The organism is Pseudomonas sp. NPDC089734 (genome assembly GCF_044748865.1).
GTDB lineage: Bacteria > Pseudomonadota > Gammaproteobacteria > Pseudomonadales > Pseudomonadaceae > Aquipseudomonas.
In genome coordinates, this window is record NZ_JBIVGV010000003.1 from 221,519 (window position 1) to 242,031 (window position 20,513).

Below are 20,513 nucleotides of genomic sequence, written 5' to 3' on the forward strand. Positions count from 1 at the left end.
GAGGTGAACCTTTCATCTATGATTGCTATCCCAAGCTAACTAGGCGTCATCATGAGCCTTTCTCTGTACTGATCAACGATGTGTGACGAGGTGAGCGTCAATGGATGAGATAGCTCAAGCTCTGCATAAGGTGCTGGCCAGCGCTTCTATCGCCTGGACCGTTTACGAGAGCTCCGTCGGCAAGGTCAGTCGGGCAGAAGAGTCACGTCTCAAGGCTCTCTATGAGGCAGAGAGAGAAACCATTAAAGCGTACGCACGGCTCGTCGAGCAGCACCAGCCGCGTCAGCGCTGAGAATGTTCTGGGCAACATTTCTATTGTCTATTGCCGTAGCCCCTAGGATAGTCACTTCCCACGCAGCTGGCTTCCTGCTACCATTTTTCGCGCGGCTATCACCTCAGGATCTCCGGGTCCCCTCAAACCACTATGCGTCGCTTGCATATGGGATGTAAGGGCCTATCAGCGGCTTGCTGAGAATAAAACGGAGATTTGGTCATGAATAATCATGCCAAGGTTGTACCGGTTCGCCAGTATGATCGTTTCCGGTTTGGTCGCTGGGAGAAGGTGCGCAAGCATCATCGCTCCCTGCCCAACCGGTAAATGAACACTAAGGTGATAGCTGCACCCAGATTCCCCCCTATTATGTCCTTTATCCATCTTTCATTCTGTCGTCAGCAAATAGCTAATTTTCCACCGCCAGCATGGAAGAGGGCGACGACTACTACTATGACTCTTTACCCACTGTCTGACAGGGCTTTAGCTTGATAGTGCGTAGATCTAACTGCTGCAAGGCTTTGGATCATAAGGCATTCCTGAGGGTTTGCAGGTGGGCAACCTGACGGGTGAATTCGGCGTGGGAGAGGCGTTGGCTGGGCCTTGGGCGCAGGGCGTTGCTGATGGCGCTGGTGGGCTGGCGCGTCAGGCGGGCCAGGACCTGCCACTGGTCGGTTACGCCCAGTTTTTCAAAGCCGGGATGACGCAGGCGTGCGCGTCGCAGAATGTCTAGTTGCAGGCTTTTCAACAGGGCCTGTCGACCGCTGTGCCGGCGTACAAAGTCGGCGCTGGCGCGCAAGTATTCGGTCAGTTGCCGCCTGCCGACGGGGGCCGGGGCCTGTACCGGGCCTTCACGCAGTCCGGCGTGCCAGAGGGTCAGGGCGATCAACACGGCGAATGCCGTCAGCGCCAGCGGGAAATGACGCAGCAGCAGGTCCAGCAGGTTGTCATGCTCGCTTTGCAGCAAGAGGGTCACGTCACTGTCCTGGGTGAGGTACCAGAGCAGCCAGGCGTTGTCGTATTTGCCGATGAAGCGTTCCTTCCACAGATTGGCATCCGTGAGCACGGTGATCAGCCCGTCGCCGTAGATCATTTGCAGCATGTGGGTGGCGTCGGCGCTGTTGGCCCAGGACTGGGCATGGTCTTCAGGGTCTTCCAGATGGAAGGCCGGGTTGAAGCTCATATAGGCCGGTTCGCTTTCGTTTTCCAGGTACAGACGGGTCAGTTCCGGCCAGGGAACGGAAGGCGTCGAAAGGCCTGGGGCGGCCAAGGGAATATGGGGTTTTGGCAGTTGCGCCTTTTCTCGCGATTGCTGTTGGCGGTCCTGGGCCTTGATGTCACGGGTGAAATACTGGCGGATGTGGATTCTGTCCAGCAGCAGGTCGCCACTGCGTCCCTTTTTCTCGTCCCATATCTGCTCGGCCACGAACAGCAGGTGGCCGCCCGAACGGGCCCAGGCCAATAGCCGTTCGACCTGGACGGGCGTCATGTTCTCTCGGCTGCCGAGCAACAGGAGGGTCTGCGCCTGCTGACCGGGATCGGGAAGCTCGGGCAGGGTATGGACTGACTTCACCGAGGTCAGGTGTTGACGCAGAAAGTGCTCGGCAGCCAGGTAGGGGTTGGCTGCCGCTTCCGGCGACGGTCCTTGATCGACGCTCGTTTCATAGCGCTCAAGGTTTCTGTAGGCATAGACACTGCCCAGGACCAGGGCCACGAACAGCAGCAGCCCGACGAATATCCGGCGACGCTTGTTCATGGTTGTGCACCGGTACCGAACAGGCTGCGCCAGCCATCGCAGAGTTCCTGTTGCAGGTGGTCGGGCGGCGGGCGGTGACCATAGGCCAGATTCTGCCAATGGGTGGTCAGCTTTCGGCTGAACGCACTCAGAAGCGGCAGGTTCAGCCGGGCCACTTGCTCCAGGACCTGATGTTCTGTGTCCGATTCCTTGAGGGGCAGGCGGTATTCATTCAGCAAGCGATTGAGCAAGCCTCTGTACAGTAAACCCAGAGCTTCACGCGGCTGACTGGCCCATAGCTGCTGGGCGTGGGTCGCGATATCGTCCGGCAGGCTTTGTGCGCTGACGGGCAGGCCGAAAAGTTGTTCCGGCATTTCGCGCAAGGAGGTTGTCCTTTGCGGCGTACGGCTGACGAAGGTCTTGAACCACTGGCGATAGCGCCAGATCAGCAGCCCGATCAATCCAATGGCCGCGGCCCATAACAGGACCTCGAATACATGAGCGATGGTATTGGCCGATCTCAGCAGCCCGTTCAGCCATTTGAGCAGCGTGTTGGCGTTTTCGGCCTTGGCCTGGGGCGTTTTCTTTTCGGGCTCCGGGAATCGCCAGCCGGTAACGGTCTTGACGTTCTTGAAGGGCGGCTGCTGCAACAGTGTCCGGATTTCCTTTCTGGCGGCCTCGCTGGTCAAGGCCTGGTTGATCAGGCGCGGCGTATCGGGGGAGGCCGGTGACCGGGTTTCGAGATCTTGCTCTGGCTCCGGCAGCGGGCAACTGTAACGCTCAGTGTCGTTTGCCCAGGCGCTGGAGGGCATGGCAGACAGCGCAAGACCAGCGGCCATCAGCACCGTGCAGGCCGTGCCGAGCAGGCGCTGGCGCAACCGCCGGAATATCAGTTCGATGTCCCAGGCTTCCAGTGTCGTGCGGCGATTCAGGTACAGGGTGAAGCCGCAGGACACGTAAACGGGGCCCCAGAAAATCAGTATCAAGGCATAGAAGGCATTGCTCAGGTGCTCGAGCCAGTGCCATCTGCCCTCGCTATTGATCATGCGACTCCAGCCCCAGTCGATTTCAATCTGCTGTGGAATCAAGGCGTAGAGCAGGATGATCAGGCCTGACCACAGGATCACTTCCAGATGGCTGCCGACCAGGGTCAGGCACCGGGCCGCAAGCATGTCTTTCTGGCTGAGCAGGGCAATACGCTGGCTGCGCTCGGCCCCGGACAGGTTTTCCAGTTGTTGCACCGGCAGCAGGAAACTGCGGCTCGGGCTCAGACGGCGCCAGGTCAGGCTTGGAATCAACTGCGTCTTGAGGGTTGCAGGCCAGGCCTTGAGGGCCTGCTTGAGTGTCGGCCTGGAACCGAACAGGGCCTGGGAAAGAATCAGCAGCGGCAGCCGTTCATAGGCAGGTTTGAGCCACCAGAACAGCATGAAGGCCAGGGTCGGGGAGTCCTGACACAGGAGGCTGATCAGCACGAAGACCGGCAGCGTGACGATGGCCCAACTGCTCATCAACAGGGTTCGGTGTTCACGTGCCAGCAACACCCCCAGATCGATGGCTTCCCAGGGGGTACGCGGGCGTATCGCGACGCTGGCATCAGTCAGGGACATGGGAAGTCCGCCCGGCCAGTGTCAGGTAAGCAATCACCAGTGCCCAGAGCGCAAGACCCACCCCATATTTGAGCGTGGGCGCGGGCCAGGTCATCGATGACCAATAGGCTTCGATAAAGGCGGCGATCAACAGAAACAGAATGACACCGCCGATCAGCCGCACACTGGCCTGGGCTGCCAGCCGAAGAGCTTCGGCGCGGGTCAGCCGGCCAGGCGCCAGCAGGGCCAGCCCCAGTTTCAGGCCAGCTGCGCCTGCGAGGGCAATGGCGGTCAGTTCAAAGGCACCATGGCCGACCACGAATGACCAGAAGGTCTGGCCGAACCCGATCTCGGTCAGGTGACCGGCTACCGCGCCGATCATCAGGCCATTGAACAGCAGGAAAAACAGGCTGCCCAGCCCGAACAGCAGTCCGCTGGCGTAGGTCTGAAACGCGATGCCGATGTTGTTCATGATGTAGTAACCGAACATGACCCAGTCATCACTGGATTCACGCTCAAAGGCCTGGCCTATGCGTCTGGCGGCAGGGTCGTACATGCTTTCCATGTCGCTGACCTGCTTTGGACTGACGATGCTGTAGATCAGGTCCGGAAAAAAGTACACCAGCAGACCCATGCCGATCAGGCTGCCGAAAAACAGCAGGCTGGCCACCAGCACCAGACGCCATTCCGCCCGGACGAGACGTGGAAAACCGCCCAGGATAAAGCTCAGGAACTGTGCGCCGATGGCGCTGCGATGGCGATAGAGCTGTTGATGCCCGCGCATTGCCAGTTGGTGCAGGGCGTCGATCAAATGGCTGCTGTAGCCACGTTCCTGCGCCAGTGCCAGTTGATGGCAGATGCGTCTGTAGTCACTGGCAAATGTCTCACCGGGCTGGCGAGCGGCCTTGCCACGCTCAAGCGCATCCAGGCGGTCGCTGAAGTCCTGCCATTGAGGTTGGTGGCGCGTCTCGAACAGGCTCTGTTTCATGTCGGCCCCAGCAGGCCACGGGCGATGCCATTGATATGTGCAACGGCCTTGTCGGGGGAAACGTGCAAGGGTTCGGCCAGTATCGTGGCCAGTTCCTGGGTGCGTGCCGTGGACAGTGTGCTCTGGCGTTCTGCCAGCCCCAGTACGGCGCGCTGTTCGTCCAGGTTCAGCACGAACGGAGCGATAAGTGGTTCGGCCGGAGGGATGACCGGACGCTGGACGGGGACATCGCGGTAGATCACCAGGGTTCCGGCGGCCAGGTCTCCAAGGCGCTTGAACAGAGGGTGGCTCAGGCAACCGATGGCACCGACGGCGTAGCCGAAGGGCAGCATGTCGACCACGCGCAGCAGGTTGCGTATCAAGGACGATGCCCAGCCGATGGGCGTACCGTCATCCTGTATCACCCGCAGGCCCATGATGCGTTTACCCGGTGTGCAGCCCTGATTCAGCACCTCGAACAAGACCATGTACCACCAGGTCACCAGAAACATGGCCAGGGTTGCCAGGCCTGTACCCAGCTTGTCGAACAGCTTGAAGAACATGATGAGCGCGCCGACCAGCAGGGTCCGGATGATCAGGTCGATTCCGAAGGCCAGGGCGCGGGATATCAGCCCGGCAGGTCGCATGACCAGATCGATGCCCTCCGGGGTTTCGATCCTGATCCGGGTATCCAGTGGCGCGCAGGGCGCTGCATTCCTTGGCTCGGCTGGGGATGGCATTGTCGGGAGGGAGACACCTGAGAGCGAGACGTGATGCTATCGGGCACGGCAGCACTACGCAACACGCCATTCATGGCCGCGAAAACAGGGCGCAAGGTTCCGGGTGAGCCTGCATTCGCTATCTACCGGCCTCAAGGCCTACACTTTACCGGTCTTTTGTTCAGGAATCGCCCGTGACCTCCAGCATCTTCTGGTACGACTACGAAACCACCGGCATCAATCCGCGCAATGATCGTGCATTGCAGATGGCGGGTATTCGTACCGACTTTGACCTCAATGAAATCGCGCCGCCCGTCAACCTGTACTGTCAGCCCGGCGATGACATCCTGCCTCATCCGGCGGCGTGTCTGATTACGGGTATCACTCCCGGACGCCTGGCCGAACAGGGGCTTTGCGAAGCCGATTTCATGACCCGTGTGCATGCCGAGCTGTCGGCTCCCGGAACCTGTGGTTCGGGCTATAACACCCTGCGTTTTGACGACGAAGTGACCCGTTACAGCCTGTATCGGAACTTCTTCGACCCTTATGCCCGTGAGTGGCAGGGCGGAAACAGCCGCTGGGATCTGATCGATGTCGTGCGGGCGGCCTATGCCTTGCGTCCCGACGGGATTGTCTGGCCCGAGGAGGACGGAAAGGTCACGCTCAAGCTGGAGCGGCTGACGGCGGCCAACGGTATCGATCACGGGCAGGCGCATGATGCGTTATCCGATGTTCGGGCAACGATTGCCCTTGCACGTCTGATCCGCGAGAAACAACCCAGGCTCTACGACTACCTGTTCGCCTTGCGCAGCAAGCACAAGGTTCAGGAGCAGATTCGTCTGATGCAGCCGCTGGTGCATATTTCGGGACGTTTTTCGGCGGCACGCCATTATCTGGGGGTGGTCTTGCCTCTGGCCTGGCATCCGCACAATCGTAATGCGCTGATTGTCTGTGACCTGCATCTGGACCCTTCACCTCTGTTGGACCTGGATGCCGAAGTGCTGAAACAGCGCTTATATACCCGTCGTGAAGCGCTGGCCGAAGGCGAGCTGCCGGTGCCTGTCAAATTACTGCATATAAACCGGTGCCCGGTGATTGCGCCGCTCAATGTCTTGCGTCCCGAAGATCAGGAACGTTTGCAGCTGGATATGGCGAGCTACCAGGAACGAGTGTCGCGCTTGAGTGAATCCCGTGAAGTTTGGCAGAACAAATGCCAGGTCTTGTATGGCAAGGATGAGTTCGCGGCCACTGAAGATCCTGAGCAGCAATTGTATGACGGCTTTATTGGTGATCGTGATCGGCGTCTTTGTGAGCAAGTACGTTGCGCTGAACCAGAACAATTGGGCAATGAAGTATGGCCTTTTGATGACGCACGCTTGCCTGAATTGTTGTTTCGTTATCGGGCTCGTAACTTCCCCGATACCTTGAATGACGAAGAACAACAGCGTTGGCGTCATTTCTGCCAGCAGCGGCTGCGCGACCCGGAATTCGGAGCGCCCAATACCTTGGAAAGTTTTACAACGGCGCGGGAGGAGTTGTCTCTTAGTGCCGGGCCTGAGCAGCTTGAGGTGTTGAGGCAGTGGCAGGATTATGTACAGCAGTTAACTGAACGATTAGGTGTATGAGGGGAGAAAGGAAAAGTTTTCGGGTAATAAAAAACGCCAGCAAGCTGGCGTTTTTTGTGCGGGTGCAAAAAAGGTGCGACCCGGTGATGCTTAGCCCAGCAGAGTGGCCCAGCTTTCGACTTCGTCGCTGCCCCACTTGGCTTTCCACTCTTTCAGAGTCTTGTGGTTGCCACCTTTGGTTTCGATGACTTCGCCGTTGTGCGGGTTTTTGTATTGCTTGACTTTGCGCGCACGCTTGGTGCCGGTAGTTTTCACGGCGCCACGAGGTGCTTTATTAACTTTGGCTTCTGGATCCAGCAGAGCAATGATGTCACGCAGCGATTTCTGGTATTCGCCCATCAGGGTGCGCAGTTTGCCTTCAAACTCCAGCTCGGTTTGCAGTTTGTCGTCTTGCGACAGGTTCTTCAAACGGGCTTGCAGTTCTTTGATGGCTTCTTCCGTGGCGCGGTATTCGTTGATCAAGGACATGAGGGGGACCTTATGTTGATAGGGTGGCAGGGATACAGTGAGGCAATAATAGTCAGAGGCCTTGAGCAAGTAAACATTAAATAAAAGTTTTATTTGAATTATTTAGAATATACAGAGCGTCCGCAGATTCATGGAACTAGCGATCGTCTGTCAGGTTCCAAAGAAGGTTGCTATTTAAGCGCGCTCAAGTAGCGGGTTTGTTTGGCCTGAGCGAAGGTAAATGCCGGTGGGGACGCGGTGCCGCGTGGTGGCCTGATTTTCTTGCAGGGGCCGGCAACGGAATACTGCAGTTTTGTCGCACAGTCGCTAGAATAGCGCCTTTGCGAAGTTCTGGAGTTTCCCTAAATGCGCACTTTTCGTCTGGTGATTGCTTGCCCGGACCGTGTTGGCATCGTTGCCAAAGTCAGTAACTTTCTGGCCTCCCACAATGGCTGGATTACCGAAGCGAGCCACCATTCCGACAATCTCAGTGGCTGGTTTTTCATGCGCCATGAGATCCGTGCCGATACATTGCCATTCGATCTGGAAGGTTTTCGCGAGGCCTTTACGCCGATTGCCGAAGAGTTCTCGATGGATTGGCGTATCACCGACTCTGCGCAGAAGAAACGTGTGGTGCTGATGGCCAGCCGCGAATCGCACTGTCTGGCTGACCTGCTGCACCGCTGGCACAGCGATGAGCTCGACTGCGACATCGCCTGCGTGATCTCCAACCACCAGGACCTGCGCAGCATGGTCGAGTGGCACGATATTCCTTATTACCACGTACCTGTCGACCCCAAGGACAAGGAGCCGGCGTTTGCCGAGGTCTCGCGTCTGGTCGGCCATCATCAGGCCGATGTCGTGGTTCTGGCGCGCTACATGCAGATCCTGCCGCCTCAGCTGTGCCGTGAATATGCCCATCAGGTCATCAACATTCACCACAGCTTCCTGCCGTCGTTCGTCGGTGCCAAGCCTTATCACCAGGCCTCTCTGCGTGGCGTCAAATTGATTGGTGCTACCTGCCACTACGTGACAGAAGAACTCGACGCCGGCCCTATCATCGAGCAGGACGTCGTACGCGTCAGCCACCGCGACAGCATCGAAAACATGGTGCGTTTCGGCCGCGACGTGGAAAAGATGGTTCTGGCCCGTGGTCTGCGTGCCCACCTGGAAGACCGGGTACTGGTACACGACAACAAGACCGTGGTTTTTGATTGAGTCATCTGCAAATGAATCCGCTCCTGCACACTTGCCTGCAGGAGCGGTTTTAACCGCGAGTCGGTACTGGCCTTTCCATGAGTGAATTCACTTCTACACTGATGAGTTCATTCATGACGAAGAGCCGAGGTACCCATGACGACTGACCCATTCGACAAGGCTACATCCACTGCTCCTCCCACGCTGGGGGAGGGGTGTCTGAGCCGCTATGACCCCGATGCGCTGACGCCTGATAACGGTGCCGACTTCACTGGAGCGGCCAGTCTGTGGCGCCGGTTGCAACAGGAACAATCTCACGAGTCCGATAGCGACGCTTGAGCATTCAGCCAGCCGATTTTGGTCATGGGCTGACGGCCGTCTTTCAACAAGCGTTCAAGGGTGGCCAGCCAATAATCGCGCGAGAAGGCATGGCGCATGTCGACAGGGTGCAGGCCCAGACGAATGGTCGGGGCTTCCTGTAACTGCCTCAGACGGTATTCACCGATGAGCTTCGACGCGCCTCTGCGCCATGCACTTCGCGCACTCCACACAAGCCCCGGCGCATCGACGCCGGTAAAGTCCGGCAGCCGATAAAGATGCTGCGGGTCGCTGGTGTAGCGCAGGGGCAACTGGCGCAACGCTTCGCGAGTCCCCGGGCTCATCAGCCAGGCAGGGGCCACGAAGCCGTGAAGTGGCCAGTCATGGCGTCTGAACAGTTCGATACCTGATTCCAGACGTGTCAGTGCCTGCTGGCAGTTCAGGGTGGAGAACTCGCCTTCCCAGGTGTAGAGACGACGAATGACGTACTCACGCAAGGAGCGTGGCGTCGGGCCCTCATCGCAATGATGGTAGCCATGCAGCACCAGCTCATCGCCGCGTTCAAGCCTCTGCTGTAACAGCTTGCGCAGCTGTGGGTCATGCTCCAGCGGGTCGTGCTTGTGGAAATCAGGCACCACCAGCCAGGTGATGGGAATGGAACCCAATGCGTCAACGGCTGCCACGAACGCTTGATAATCAGCCCAGGTCGACGGTGCCACATCGTGCAAGACCAGCAGCACGCTGCGCGGAATTTGAAGGTTCAAGGTGCTAGCCGTGAGCGAGGGCGGGCAGGCGATATCCCAGGACGGCCCGGTAATGCGCAAGCAACCCGTTGATCACGGAATCCCAGTTGTAATGGGCTTCGACATGGCGTCGTGCGGCCCGGCCTTTTTCGCGGACGTCCTGGTTGAAGAGTTCGCGTACGGCGCAGGCCATGGATCTGGGGTTGTTTGCCTGACACAGCACGCCGCATTCGGGCGTCACGATTTCCGTGAAGGCGCCCGCCGCGACCGCAATCACCGGAATGCCGCTGGCCATGGCTTCGAGTATCACCAGGCCAAAGGTTTCCTGATCGCCGGCATGCAACAGCACATCTGCACTGGCCAGCAACTGCGCCAGGTAGGGAGGTTTGCAGAAGCGGCCAATGACCGACACGTTATCGGGTACCTGAGTCGGCATATGCGAACCCACCAATAGCAGGTGATAGCGTGAGCCAAGCCTTTTCATGCACTGAAGCAGGACCGGCAGATTTTTCTCTTTCGAGCCGCGGCCTGCAAATATCAGCAAGTGGGTGTTTTCATCCAGGCCGAGCTCCGCTTTCAGGCACGGTGTTCTGTGGCGTGGATGGAAGACTGCCAGGTCGACCCCCAGCGGTTGTGCATAAACATTCTCGACGCCCATGGCGATCAGTTTGTCGGCCATGACCTGACTGGGTGCCAACACCCGGTCGAAGTTGCCATACAGCTTGCTGATATAGGCTTCGACACTGGTGCCCATCCAGTGCCCCATGCGATTGCTGACCAGCAAGGGAAGGTCCGAGTGATAGAAGCCGATGACCGGAACATCCAGTTGCCGCCGGGCATCGAGTGCGGCCCAGGCGGTGAGGTAGGCGTCACCGACTTCAATCAGGTCGGGTTGCAGGCTATGCAGCGCATTGCGCCAGGGCGACACCCGCAATGGAAAGCGATAACCATTGCTGAACGGCAGAGCGGGAGCGGCCACGTGATAAATGCCATCGTTATGACTGGAACTGGCACCGGGTATCAGCAGGCTGTGACGAACATCGGGGTAGTGCCCAAGGCGTCTATGCTTGGCATCGAGGTAGGTGCGGACTCCGCCGCTGGCGGGGGCGTAGAACATGGTCATGTCGGCGATATGCACTGTGGACACTCCTCCGATCAGTGGTCGTTCTTTCGTTGACCTCTGACAAGAATAGATGTTCGTCTGCAAATCCACCGCTTGGCGGGAGTGTCATGAGTCGGTTTGCTAAACGGGTCAATGCTGAAGCTTTCTTGAAAACGGCCTAAAGTCAGTGTTCTGAATGCTGCGTAAAAGAAGGTGATGACATGCCTGACGCTCGGGAAATGGTTTTGGGTGCCGACCTGGACGGGCAGCCGGTCTTTCAGGCGTTGCGCCTGGCCAACCGTCATGGTCTGGTGGCCGGTGCGACCGGCACTGGCAAGACGGTGACCCTGCAACGGCTGGCCGAGGCGTTCAGCGATGCCGGTGTCGCTGTTTTCGCCGCCGATATCAAAGGCGATCTCTGTGGGCTGGGGGCGGCGGGAAGCCCTCAGGGCAAGATTGCCGAACGTATTGCCAGCATGCCCTGGCTCAAGCATCAACCTCGGGAGTATCCGGTTACGTTGTGGGATGTTGACGGTCAGTCCGGTCATCCTCTGCGGACGACTCTGAGTGAAATGGGGCCGTTGTTATTGGGCAATCTGCTTGAGCTGAGTGACAGTCAGCAATCGGCCCTGTACGCCGCGTTCAAGGTGGCCGATCGTGAAGGGTTGTTGCTGCTGGATATCAAGGACCTCAAGGCTCTGCTCAATCATCTGCGTGACAACCCTCAACTGCTGGGCGAAGACGCGGCGCTGATGACCACCGGTTCCAGTCAGGCCTTGCAGAGGCGTCTTGCCGTGCTGGAGCAGCAGGGCGCCGAGGCTTTGTTCGGTGAGCCCGCGTTGCAACTGCAGGACATTCTTCAGCCAGCGGATGATGGACGAGGGCGTATTCATTTGCTGGACGCGAGCCGGTTGGTGCATGAAGCACCCAAGGTTTACGCCACGTTCCTGCTATGGCTGCTGGCAGAGCTGTTCGAGCAACTGCCGGAAAGGGGGGATGCCGACAAGCCGCTGCTGGCGCTGTTTTTCGATGAGGCACATCTGCTGTTTGCCGATACGCCCAAGGCGTTGCAAGAGCGGCTTGAGCAGGTGGTGCGCCTGATTCGTTCCAAGGGCGTGGGTGTGTATTTCGTCACTCAATCGCCGGGGGATCTGCCGGATGCCATTCTGGCGCAGCTCGGTCTGCGTATTCAGCATGGGCTCCGGGCATTTACGGCCAGGGAGCAGAAGTCGCTGCGGGCCGTGGCGGACGGGTTCAGGCCCAACCCTGCCTTCGATGCGCTCAGCGTGCTGACTGAACTGGGGATTGGCGAAGCCCTGGTGGGAACCTTGCAGGACAAGGGCACGCCAGCCATGGTCCAGAGGGCACTGATTGCCCCGCCCCAGTCACGTATCGGGCCGTTGAGCGAGGCCGAACGTGCGAACCTGATTGCCCGGTCTCCGTTTGCGGGGCGTTATGACAAGCCTGTTGATCGTGAGTCGGCTTACGAGATGCTTGTCACTCGCAAGGCGAGCGTCCCGGAACAGGCCGATGCGCCTGCCGCTTCTGAAGCCGAGTCGGAAAGCTTCGGGGACAAGGCGGGGGAGTTTCTGGGCAGCCTTGCCGGTCAGGCGATGAAAAATGCCATGCGCCAGGCGGCGACCCAATTGGGACGTGAGCTGGTGCGAGGTTTGATGGGGTCGTTGCTGGGCGGCAAGAAGCGCCGGTAGCGGTCGTGATCGGCAAGAGGCGGCACCGTGTGCACCGCCTCTTGTTCACTGGATCAGGCCAGAGCCTTGGACGCCAGCCAGAACAGGCAGGCCGACAGTGCAACGGTGGCGGGCAGGGTCAGGACCCAGGCCAGCAGGATCGTACGCACGGTGCCGCTTTGCAGGCCGCTCTTGTTGGCGACCATGGTTCCGGCTACACCCGACGACAGAATGTGGGTGGTCGAAACGGGCAGGCTGAAGATGTTGGCCATGCCGATGGCGCAGGCCGTGGTGATCTGTGCCGACATGCCTTGAGCGTAAGTCATGCCCTGCTTGCCGATCTTCTCGCCGATGGTCAGTACCACACGTTTCCAGCCAACCATGGTGCCGATACCCAGCGCCAGTGCGACTGCCAGAATCACCCAGAACGGAGCGTATTCGGTCGTCCCGGTCAGGTCCTTGCGCAGTTTTTCCAGGTCGGATTTCTCGCGGGAACCCAGGTTCGGCAGCTTGCCGACCTTGCGTGCGGTGTCGTCCAGGCACAGCAGGTAGCGACGGACTTCAATGCGTTGCTCCGAGGAGAGCGAGTGATAGTCGGCCACACCTTTCAGCGTGTCGAGCAGCGCGTCGATGGTCGGTTCGGTCTGGGCCGGGTTGCACGCCGCACTGGACGGCAGGTCGCCCTTGAGCGATTTGCCCATGGCCAGGTATTCGCCCAGCGTGCTGCTGTTGCGCTGATAGAACTGGCTCAGGTGCAAGGTGGCATCCCGGGTCCGTTCGATCTGGTAGGTGGTGCTGTTGAGGTCCAGCACGAACTGGCTCGGCACGATACCGATCAGTACCAGCATGATCAGGCCGATGCCTTTCTGGCCATCGTTGGAGCCATGGACAAAGCTGACGGCCATGGCCGAGATGACCAGCACCAGACGGTTCCAGAAGGGTGGGTGTTTCTTGTCGTCGATCTTGCGACGCTGCTCGGGCGTCTTGTGCATCTTGGACAGTGGACGCCACCACTTCAGGCCGACGAGCACCAGCCCGGCGACCAGGAAACCGGCCAGAGGCGAGAACACCAGCGAAGCGCCGATATCGATCGCTTTCTGCCAGTTCACGCCATCAGCCAGCGGGATGTCGTTGATCAGGGCATTGGCCAGGCCCACGCCCAGGATCGAACCGATCAGCGTGTGGGAGCTGGAAGCCGGAATGCCGAAATACCAGGTCCCCAGGTTCCAGGTGATCGCCGCAGCCAGCAGCGAGAACACCATGGCAAGCCCGTGGCCGGTGTTGACGTTGATCAGCAGTTCCACCGGCAGGAGGTGAACGATGGCATACGCCACGCCCACGCCCCCCAGCAGCACGCCGAGGAAATTGAACACACCCGAGAAGAACACGGCCAGATGAGGCGGCATGGCCTTGGTGTAAATGACTGTCGCCACCGCGTTGGCGGTGTCATGAAAGCCGTTTATGAACTCGAACGTTAGGACGAAAGCCAGGGCAAGCAACAGGCTTACTATCACCCAGGCATCAAGTCCGCTGAATAAATCGATCATGTAGGTTTTCTGACCCGGTCTGAAGGGGGCGCGATTATGACAGAAAAAATACAGATCGACTTGCCAGCCGCTGATTGGTAGTGATCAAAGTCAAAAAAAAGACATGCCACAGGCGCCAGGAAAGGCGGTGACAGCCGGTTTTCAGACGTTTCGAAGCGCAGATACCAACAGCATGGGCCTGTTAAAGCCCATGAGGGTCATTGCTCTTCTTTAAGGTCTTTTTCCATTTTCTGCAGTTCTTGCTTGAACGCCTGATCCAGGAGACTGGCTCTTTTGCGCCAAGGCTTGCGTTCCGGTTCGGGTTGCGCGGCATAGGTGGTGACTTCCCCGCCGTAGACATCCTTGTAACGTTGTTCCTGGCGCTCAAGTTCCGCGCGCAGTTCTTCTTTAGTCACTGTGTTACCTGATTGAGTCGAATTAAATCCGGTGATAACGCGAAACACGGCAAGTGTGTTCTTTCCTGTGGTCTGGCCGGCGGCAAAACATGGATGACTTGTTTGGCCAGGCAGAACGATCCGGCTTTTTCACAAAGGCCTGAACACGTGATTGCGGCTCGCGGCTACGGGCACCAGAAAAAACAGCTGTCGTAGCGACATTCGTTTTTGAGTCAAGCGCATAGGGCTAACATTGACCGTTCCCTGCTCCGGTAATGAACTGCATGGCATGCAGGCGGGCAAGGTATAACCAGTCAAGTGATCGTTACTATCTCCAAGAAGTTAAGCCTCGTCAACTACAGCGGTTGTCGAAGGGGCAGGCGCTTCCATAAATATTGTTTTTTTGTGCGACGCTTCTGAAGTTTTAGTCAGTCATGAATATGTCTGAACTTTCATGTGTTCAGTTTCAAGGCGCACAGACAGAATTCTGGCGACAGAATTCAAATGAAAATGTTACATCCGATTAAGTGCGCATTTGACCGGAACAGGTGCGTCAAGACGTCGCGGATAGTGTCAGGGTAAAAGCGGTAATGAAAACGGCCTTGCTTCGTGGGCAAGGCCGTTGCCTTGGACTTCTCAGTGGGCACCTGACCAGGATTTCCAAGAAGCCACTTCATGGCAGGGGTAAAGGTATAAGTATATTTGCGACGGGTCAATTGCGATTATCGGCCATTGGTTCGATAATCGCACAATCCGGGCTTCATAGAACCTCTGCAAAAGGGGCTGAAGCCAGCGGTTTACAAGGCCTGAGAGATGCTACAGAGGTGTTGGCAATGAATGATGAACTGCGTAATTCTTTTGCATCGCTGGCACCGCCTATCGTGGCGTCGCCTGCAAAGCGCATCCAGGCGCTGACCGGGGATCCGGATTTCATGACGTCCCTGGCACGCGGCCTTGCCGTGATTCATGCCTTTCAGGAGCGCAAGCGGCATCTGACCATTGCCCAGATCAGCCACCGTACGGAAATCCCACGGGCGGCGGTTCGTCGTTGTCTGCACACGCTGATCAAACTGGGTTACGCGACGACGGACGGTCGAACCTATTCGCTGCTGCCCAAGGTATTGACCCTCGGTCATGCCTATCTGTCCTCGACTCCGCTGGCGGTTTCTTCACAGCCTTACCTGGACCGCATGAGCGACTTGTTGCATGAGGCCTGCAACATGGCGACCCTCGAGGGTGATGACATCCTTTATATCGCTCGCTCGGCAACCACCCAGCGGCTCATCTCCGTCGACCTGTCCGTCGGCGGACGACTGCCTGCCTATTGCACGTCCATGGGCCGTATCCTGCTGGCGGCACTGGATGATGTTTCTTTGCGCGAATACCTCGATCACGTGGACTTGCAGCCCAAGACCAGCCGGACCATCCGTACCCCCGAAGCGTTGCTGGAATGCCTGCAACTGGTTCGTCAGCAAGGCTGGTGTATCGTCGATCAGGAGCTGGAACAGGGGCTGCGCTCGATTGCCGTGCCGGTCTACGATGCTTCGGGCCAGGTGCTGGCGGCGTTGAATGTCAGTACCAGTGCCGGACGGGTGGCCCGTAGCGAACTGGAGCAGCGTTTCCTGCCGATCATGCTGGATGCGAGCCGGGATTTGAGTACGCAACTGTTCACGTGAGGGTGTGTTTTTCTCGCCCGATTCATTGCACTCATAAGCCGCATTGAATGCGTTCGATTATCGAACGGTTAGTCGATTATCGGATTGTTTGCTGTCGTGCTCAGGCATAACCTCGTTTTCATTGCGGCGCTCTTCGCGCCGATCATTGAACGTGATGTCGGGTTCGGGAGCACCTCATGGCTGAAATTCTTTCTCTACGTGATGCAGTGAAGCAACTGGTCAACGATGGCGATACCGTTGCACTGGAAGGCTTCACCCATCTGATTCCCTCGGCTGCCGGCCATGAAATCATCCGGCAGGGCAAAAAGGACCTGACGCTGGTCCGCATGACGCCGGATCTTATCTACGACCAGTTGATCGGTGCCGGTTGTGCGAAGCGCCTGATCTTTTCGTGGGGCGGAAATCCGGGGGTGGGTTCCTTGCATCGTCTGCGTGATGCGGTCGAAAAGCAGTGGCCGCATGCGATGGAAATCGAAGAGCACAGCCATGCCGACCTGGCCAACGCCTACGTGGCGGGCGCCTCGGGTTTACCGTTCGCGGTGCTGCGCGCCTACGCCGGTTCCGATCTGCCGAAGGTCAACCCGCTGATCAAGACTGTGACCTGCCCGTTCACGGGAGAAGTGCTGGCCGCTGTGCCATCGGTGCGCCCGGATGTCACGGTGATCCATGCCCAGAAAGCCGATCGCAAGGGCAACGTCTTGCTGTGGGGCATCCTTGGCGCGCAAAAGGAGGCTGCACTGTCGGCCAGGCGCTGCATTGTCACGGTCGAAGAAATCGTCGATGACCTCAACGCGCCCATGAACTCCTGCGTACTGCCCACCTGGGCCTTGAGTGCGGTCTGCCTGGTGCCAGGCGGTGCTCATCCGTCCTACGCCCATGGCTACTACGAGCGGGACAACCCCTTCTATCAGGCCTGGGACCCGATTGCCCGGGACCGCGACAGCTTCAACGCCTGGATTGATGAATATATTCACGGCACGGCGGATTTCAGTGAGTTCCAGAGCAAGCTGGCCAGCGCAGCGGAGGCAAAATAATGACGTACACCACCAGTGAAATGATGACCATCGCTGCCGCTCGCCGCCTGCGTAACGGTGCTGTCTGCTTCGTCGGTATCGGCTTGCCGTCCAAGGCCGCCAACCTGGCCCGCCTGACCTCCTCGCCGGATGTGGTGCTGATCTACGAGTCCGGCCCGATCGGGGCCAAACCGAGTGTCTTGCCACTGTCCATTGGCGATGGTGAGCTGGCGGAAACCGCCGACACGGTGGTCGCCACCAGCGAAATCTTCCGTTACTGGCTGCAAGGCGGACGTGTCGACGTGGGGTTTCTGGGTGCTGCACAGGTCGACCGCTTCGGCAATATCAACACCACGGTGGTGGGCGATTACCACAACCCGAAAGTCCGTCTGCCGGGCGCGGGGGGCGCGCCGGAAATCGCCGGTTCGGCCAAGTCGGTGCTGATCATTCTCAAGCAGTCGGCCCGTTCGTTCGTCGACAAGCTGGACTTCGTGACCTCCGTCGGGCATGGCGAAGGTGGCGATTCACGCAAGCGGCTTGGTCTGCCGGGTGCCGGTCCGGTGGGGATCATCACCGACCTGTGCATCATGGAGCCGGAGGCTGGCACAAACGAGTTTGTGGTCACCACTCTGCATCCGGGTGTCACCCGTGAGCAGGTCATTGCGGCCACCGGCTGGGACATTCGCTTTGCCGAGCATGTCGTCTTCTCCGAAGAGCCGACGGATACCGAACTCAATGCCCTGCGCGAACTGGAAGCCAGGACCGCTGCGGCTCACGGTCAGGTCGCAGGAGAAGCATGATGCGTGATGTCTTTATCTGCGATGCGATTCGTACGCCTATCGGGCGTTTCGGTGGCGGTCTGTCGTCCGTGCGTGCCGACGATCTGGCGGCGGTGCCGATCAAGGCCCTGATGGAGCGTAATCCATCGGTCGACTGGGAAGCTCTCGACGAGGTGTTCCTCGGTTGCGCCAACCAGGCGGGCGAGGACAACCGCAACGTGGCGCGCATGGCCGCTTTGCTGGCGGGCCTGCCGCATGGCATTCCCGGCGTGACCCTCAACCGCTTGTGCGCTTCGGGCATGGACGCCATCGGCACGGCTTTCCGGGCCATTGCGGCCGGTGAAATGGAACTGGCGATTGCCGGTGGGGTGGAGTCGATGTCGCGTGCGCCCTTTGTCATGGGCAAGGCCGATGCGGCTTTCTCGCGCAACATGAAGCTGGAAGACACCACCATTGGCTGGCGCTTCATTAACCCGGTCATGAAGGCGTTGTATGGCGTCGATTCGATGCCGGAGACCGCCGACAACGTGGCCGATGATTTCAAGATTTCTCGAGCCGATCAGGACGCTTTCGCCCTGCGCAGCCAGCAACGCACTGCCGTTGCCCAGGCTGCGGGCTTTTTCGAGGAAGAGATCGTGCCGGTGCGGGTTGCACACAAGAAGGGCGAAACCCTCGTCGACAAGGATGAACACCCACGCGCCGATACCAGCCTGGAAACCCTGAGCAGGCTTAAACCGGTCAATGGCCCTGAAAAGACCGTGACCGCCGGGAATGCTTCAGGTGTCAACGACGGTGCTGCCGCGTTGATCCTGGCTTCGGCCGAAGCGGTCAGGAAACATGGCCTGACCCCAAGGGCGCGTGTTCTGGGCATGGCCAGCGCGGGTGTTGCTCCGCGCGTGATGGGCATCGGCCCGGTGCCCGCAGTGCGCAAGCTGGTGGAGCGTCTGGGCCTGGCGGTTTCCGATTTCGATGTCATCGAGCTGAACGAAGCCTTTGCCAGTCAGGGATTGGCGGTGCTGCGTGAGTTGGGCCTGGCTGACGATGCGCCTCAGGTCAATCCGAACGGCGGGGCGATTGCCCTGGGGCATCCGCTGGGCATGAGCGGTGCCCGGCTGGTCTTGACGGCCTTGCACCAACTGGAAAAGACCGGTGGCCGCAAAGGTCTGGCGACCATGTGCGTGGGCGTAGGGCAAGGCCTGGCCTTGGCGATCGAGCGCCTGTGATACACCGTCCGTAGGAGCGAATTCATTCGCGAAGAGGCTGGTTACATTCGCAAAACATACACCGGCCTCTTCGCGGATAAATCCGCTCCTACGGGGATGTTGGTTGTACTTGTCGGCGTTGAATGTTACAGATTGTTTCTAGTCGCCTAATCTGGATGGGGGAAATAATGACAACGACAAATACGACTGAAGCCACTGAAACGCTCTACACCGCAGAAGAACGGGGCAAGAGAATCTTCGCTATCGTGGGGGCCTCTTCCGGCAACCTCGTGGAGTGGTTCGACTTTTACATCTACGCCTTCTGTGCCATCTACTTCGCTCCGGCGTTCTTTCCTTCCGACGATCCCACCGTGCAATTGCTCAACACCGCCGGTGTGTTCGCGGCCGGGTTTCTGATGCGTCCGATCGGGGGCTGGCTGTTCGGGCGTGTGGCGGACAAGCATGGTCGCAAGAATTCCATGCTGATTTCCGTGACCATGATGTGTGCCGGCTCACTGATCATTGCCTGTCTGCCGACCTATGCTGCGATCGGTGCCTGGGCGCCGGCCTTGCTGTTGATGGCGCGTCTGCTGCAAGGGTTGTCGGTGGGTGGAGAATACGGAACCACGGCCACTTACATGAGTGAGGTCGCCTTGCGCGGCAAGCGCGGTTTCTATGCGTCCTTCCAGTACGTGACCCTGATTGGCGGGCAGTTGCTGGCAGTGCTGACCGTGGTGATCCTGCAACAATTCCTTACCACTGAAGAACTGCGCGAATACGGCTGGCGGATCCCGTTCGTGATCGGTGCGGCCGCTGCCGTGATTGCCTTGCTGTTGCGCCGCTCGCTCAATGAAACCACCACCGCCGAAAGCCGTCAGGACAAGGATGCCGGCAGCATTGCTGCGCTCTTCAAGCACCACAAGGCCGCTTTTATCACCGTGCTGGGGTACACCGCCGGTGGCTCGCTGATTTTCTACACCTTCACGACGTACATGCAGAAATATCTGGTCAACACCGGCGGCATGCAGCCAAAGACCGCCAGCTACATCATGACCGGCGCGCTGTTTCTGTACATGTGCATGCAACCGCTCTTCGGGATGCTGGCGGACAGGATTGGCCGTCGTAACTCGATGCTGTGGTTCGGCGCGCTGGGCGCTCTTTGCACCGTGCCGATCCTGATGACCCTGAAAACCAACACCAGTCCGTTTCTGGCGTTCGTGCTGATTACGCTGGCTCTGGCGATTGTCAGTTTCTACACCTCCATCAGCGGCCTGGTAAAAGCCGAAATGTTCCCGCCACAGGTGCGTGCACTGGGTGTCGGTCTGGCGTATGCCGTGGCCAATGCGGTATTCGGCGGGTCGGCCGAATACGTGGCCCTGAGCTTCAAGAGCAATGGTATGGAAAATACCTTCTACTGGTACGTGACGGCCATGATGGTGGTGGCTTTCCTGTTCAGTCTGCGCTTGCCTAAACAGCCTGCTTACCTGCATCACGATCATTGATCGCTGTTTGTTCCGGGCACAA

At 58.7% G+C, this 20,513-nt stretch carries 18 protein-coding genes and 1 pseudogene; 10 read left to right on the plus strand and 9 right to left on the minus strand.

What is annotated here, in order from left to right; translation table 11 throughout:
* Nucleotides 1-100: 100 nt before the first annotated feature.
* Complete coding sequence (locus ACIPY9_RS05725; protein ID WP_400697869.1) at nt 101-292, plus strand: hypothetical protein; 192 nt, start codon at nt 101-103, stop codon at nt 290-292.
* 505 nt (nt 293-797) lie between these two features.
* Here ACIPY9_RS05725 and ACIPY9_RS05730 read toward each other — a convergent pair.
* Genes ACIPY9_RS05730 through ACIPY9_RS05745 form a run of 4 tightly spaced genes read right to left on the minus strand, consistent with a single transcriptional unit; the run spans nt 798 to nt 5,299 of the window.
* Nucleotides 798-2,027, minus strand: coding sequence for a DUF4350 domain-containing protein (locus ACIPY9_RS05730; protein WP_400697872.1), 1,230 nt, complete (start codon nt 2,025-2,027; stop codon nt 798-800).
* Nucleotides 2,024-3,613 carry a DUF4129 domain-containing protein gene (locus ACIPY9_RS05735; RefSeq protein ID WP_400697875.1) on the minus strand — a complete coding sequence of 530 codons (1,590 nt, stop codon included), beginning with the start codon at nt 3,611-3,613 and terminating at the stop codon, nt 2,024-2,026. Before ACIPY9_RS05735 ends, ACIPY9_RS05730 begins: the two co-directional genes overlap by 4 nt.
* Complete coding sequence (locus tag ACIPY9_RS05740; protein WP_400697878.1) at nt 3,600-4,580, minus strand: stage II sporulation protein M; 981 nt, start codon at nt 4,578-4,580, stop codon at nt 3,600-3,602. The genes ACIPY9_RS05735 and ACIPY9_RS05740 overlap by 14 nt, the downstream gene beginning before the upstream one ends.
* Nucleotides 4,577-5,299, minus strand: coding sequence for an RDD family protein (locus ACIPY9_RS05745; RefSeq protein WP_400697880.1), 723 nt, complete (start codon nt 5,297-5,299; stop codon nt 4,577-4,579). Before ACIPY9_RS05745 ends, ACIPY9_RS05740 begins: the two co-directional genes overlap by 4 nt.
* Nucleotides 5,300-5,472: 173 nt before the next feature.
* On the opposite strand from ACIPY9_RS05745, the gene sbcB reads away from it, so the two are divergent.
* Complete coding sequence (gene sbcB / locus ACIPY9_RS05750) at nt 5,473-6,903, plus strand: exodeoxyribonuclease I (RefSeq protein ID WP_400697883.1); 1,431 nt, start codon at nt 5,473-5,475, stop codon at nt 6,901-6,903.
* Between the two features lie 90 nt (nt 6,904-6,993).
* On the opposite strand, the gene mvaT is transcribed toward sbcB, so the two are convergent.
* Nucleotides 6,994-7,371 carry a histone-like nucleoid-structuring protein MvaT gene (gene mvaT / locus ACIPY9_RS05755; RefSeq protein WP_400697885.1) on the minus strand — a complete coding sequence of 126 codons (378 nt, stop codon included), beginning with the start codon at nt 7,369-7,371 and terminating at the stop codon, nt 6,994-6,996.
* 345 nt (nt 7,372-7,716) lie between these two features.
* Here mvaT and purU point away from each other — a divergent pair.
* Nucleotides 7,717-8,502 (plus strand): annotated as a pseudogene (gene purU / locus ACIPY9_RS05760) (formyltetrahydrofolate deformylase); the annotation flags it as partial.
* A 201-nt stretch (nt 8,503-8,703) separates the two neighbouring features.
* Complete coding sequence (locus ACIPY9_RS05765; protein ID WP_400697887.1) at nt 8,704-8,886, plus strand: hypothetical protein; 183 nt, start codon at nt 8,704-8,706, stop codon at nt 8,884-8,886.
* Here the strand turns inward: ACIPY9_RS05765 and ACIPY9_RS05770 are convergent.
* Both ACIPY9_RS05770 and ACIPY9_RS05775 read right to left on the minus strand, forming a co-directional pair.
* Entirely contained in the window at nt 8,862-9,629 is a 768-nt protein-coding gene (locus tag ACIPY9_RS05770; protein WP_400697890.1) for a DUF2334 domain-containing protein, read from the minus strand. The two genes, ACIPY9_RS05765 and ACIPY9_RS05770, sit on opposite strands and share 25 nt — an antisense overlap.
* 4 nt (nt 9,630-9,633) lie before the next feature.
* On the minus strand, nt 9,634-10,746 hold the full coding sequence (locus ACIPY9_RS05775) for a glycosyltransferase family 4 protein (RefSeq protein WP_400697892.1): 1,113 nt from the start codon (nt 10,744-10,746) through the stop codon (nt 9,634-9,636).
* A gap of 185 nt (nt 10,747-10,931) precedes the next feature.
* Here ACIPY9_RS05775 and ACIPY9_RS05780 point away from each other — a divergent pair, with 185 nt between their 5' ends.
* Nucleotides 10,932-12,419 (plus strand): helicase HerA-like domain-containing protein, encoded by a 1,488-nt coding sequence (locus tag ACIPY9_RS05780; protein WP_400697894.1) that lies wholly within the window; start codon nt 10,932-10,934, stop codon nt 12,417-12,419.
* A 53-nt stretch (nt 12,420-12,472) separates the two neighbouring features.
* Here the strand turns inward: ACIPY9_RS05780 and ACIPY9_RS05785 are convergent, their stop codons facing one another.
* Entirely contained in the window at nt 12,473-13,945 is a 1,473-nt protein-coding gene (locus ACIPY9_RS05785) for an inorganic phosphate transporter (protein WP_400697897.1), read from the minus strand.
* A gap of 197 nt (nt 13,946-14,142) precedes the next feature.
* The gene (locus tag ACIPY9_RS05790; protein WP_400697899.1) at nt 14,143-14,340 is read right to left on the minus strand and encodes a hypothetical protein; all 198 of its coding nucleotides are present in this window, start codon (nt 14,338-14,340) and stop codon (nt 14,143-14,145) included.
* Between the two features lie 812 nt (nt 14,341-15,152).
* Here ACIPY9_RS05790 and pcaR point away from each other — a divergent pair.
* From pcaR to ACIPY9_RS05815, 5 genes are all read left to right on the plus strand, one after another.
* Nucleotides 15,153-15,995, plus strand: a complete 843-nt coding sequence (gene pcaR / locus ACIPY9_RS05795; protein ID WP_400697902.1) for a pca regulon transcriptional regulator PcaR — start codon at nt 15,153-15,155, stop codon at nt 15,993-15,995.
* A gap of 176 nt (nt 15,996-16,171) precedes the next feature.
* Nucleotides 16,172-17,029, plus strand: a complete 858-nt coding sequence (locus ACIPY9_RS05800) for a CoA transferase subunit A (RefSeq protein WP_400697904.1) — start codon at nt 16,172-16,174, stop codon at nt 17,027-17,029.
* Nucleotides 17,029-17,808, plus strand: a complete 780-nt coding sequence (locus ACIPY9_RS05805) for a CoA-transferase subunit beta (protein WP_400697907.1) — start codon at nt 17,029-17,031, stop codon at nt 17,806-17,808. Before ACIPY9_RS05800 ends, ACIPY9_RS05805 begins: the two co-directional genes overlap by 1 nt.
* Entirely contained in the window at nt 17,805-19,010 is a 1,206-nt protein-coding gene (pcaF, locus tag ACIPY9_RS05810) for a 3-oxoadipyl-CoA thiolase (RefSeq protein WP_400697909.1), read from the plus strand. Before ACIPY9_RS05805 ends, pcaF begins: the two co-directional genes overlap by 4 nt.
* Nucleotides 19,011-19,177: 167 nt before the next feature.
* Nucleotides 19,178-20,491, plus strand: a complete 1,314-nt coding sequence (locus tag ACIPY9_RS05815; protein WP_400697912.1) for an MFS family transporter — start codon at nt 19,178-19,180, stop codon at nt 20,489-20,491.
* The last annotated feature ends 22 nt before the right edge of the window (nt 20,492-20,513 follow it).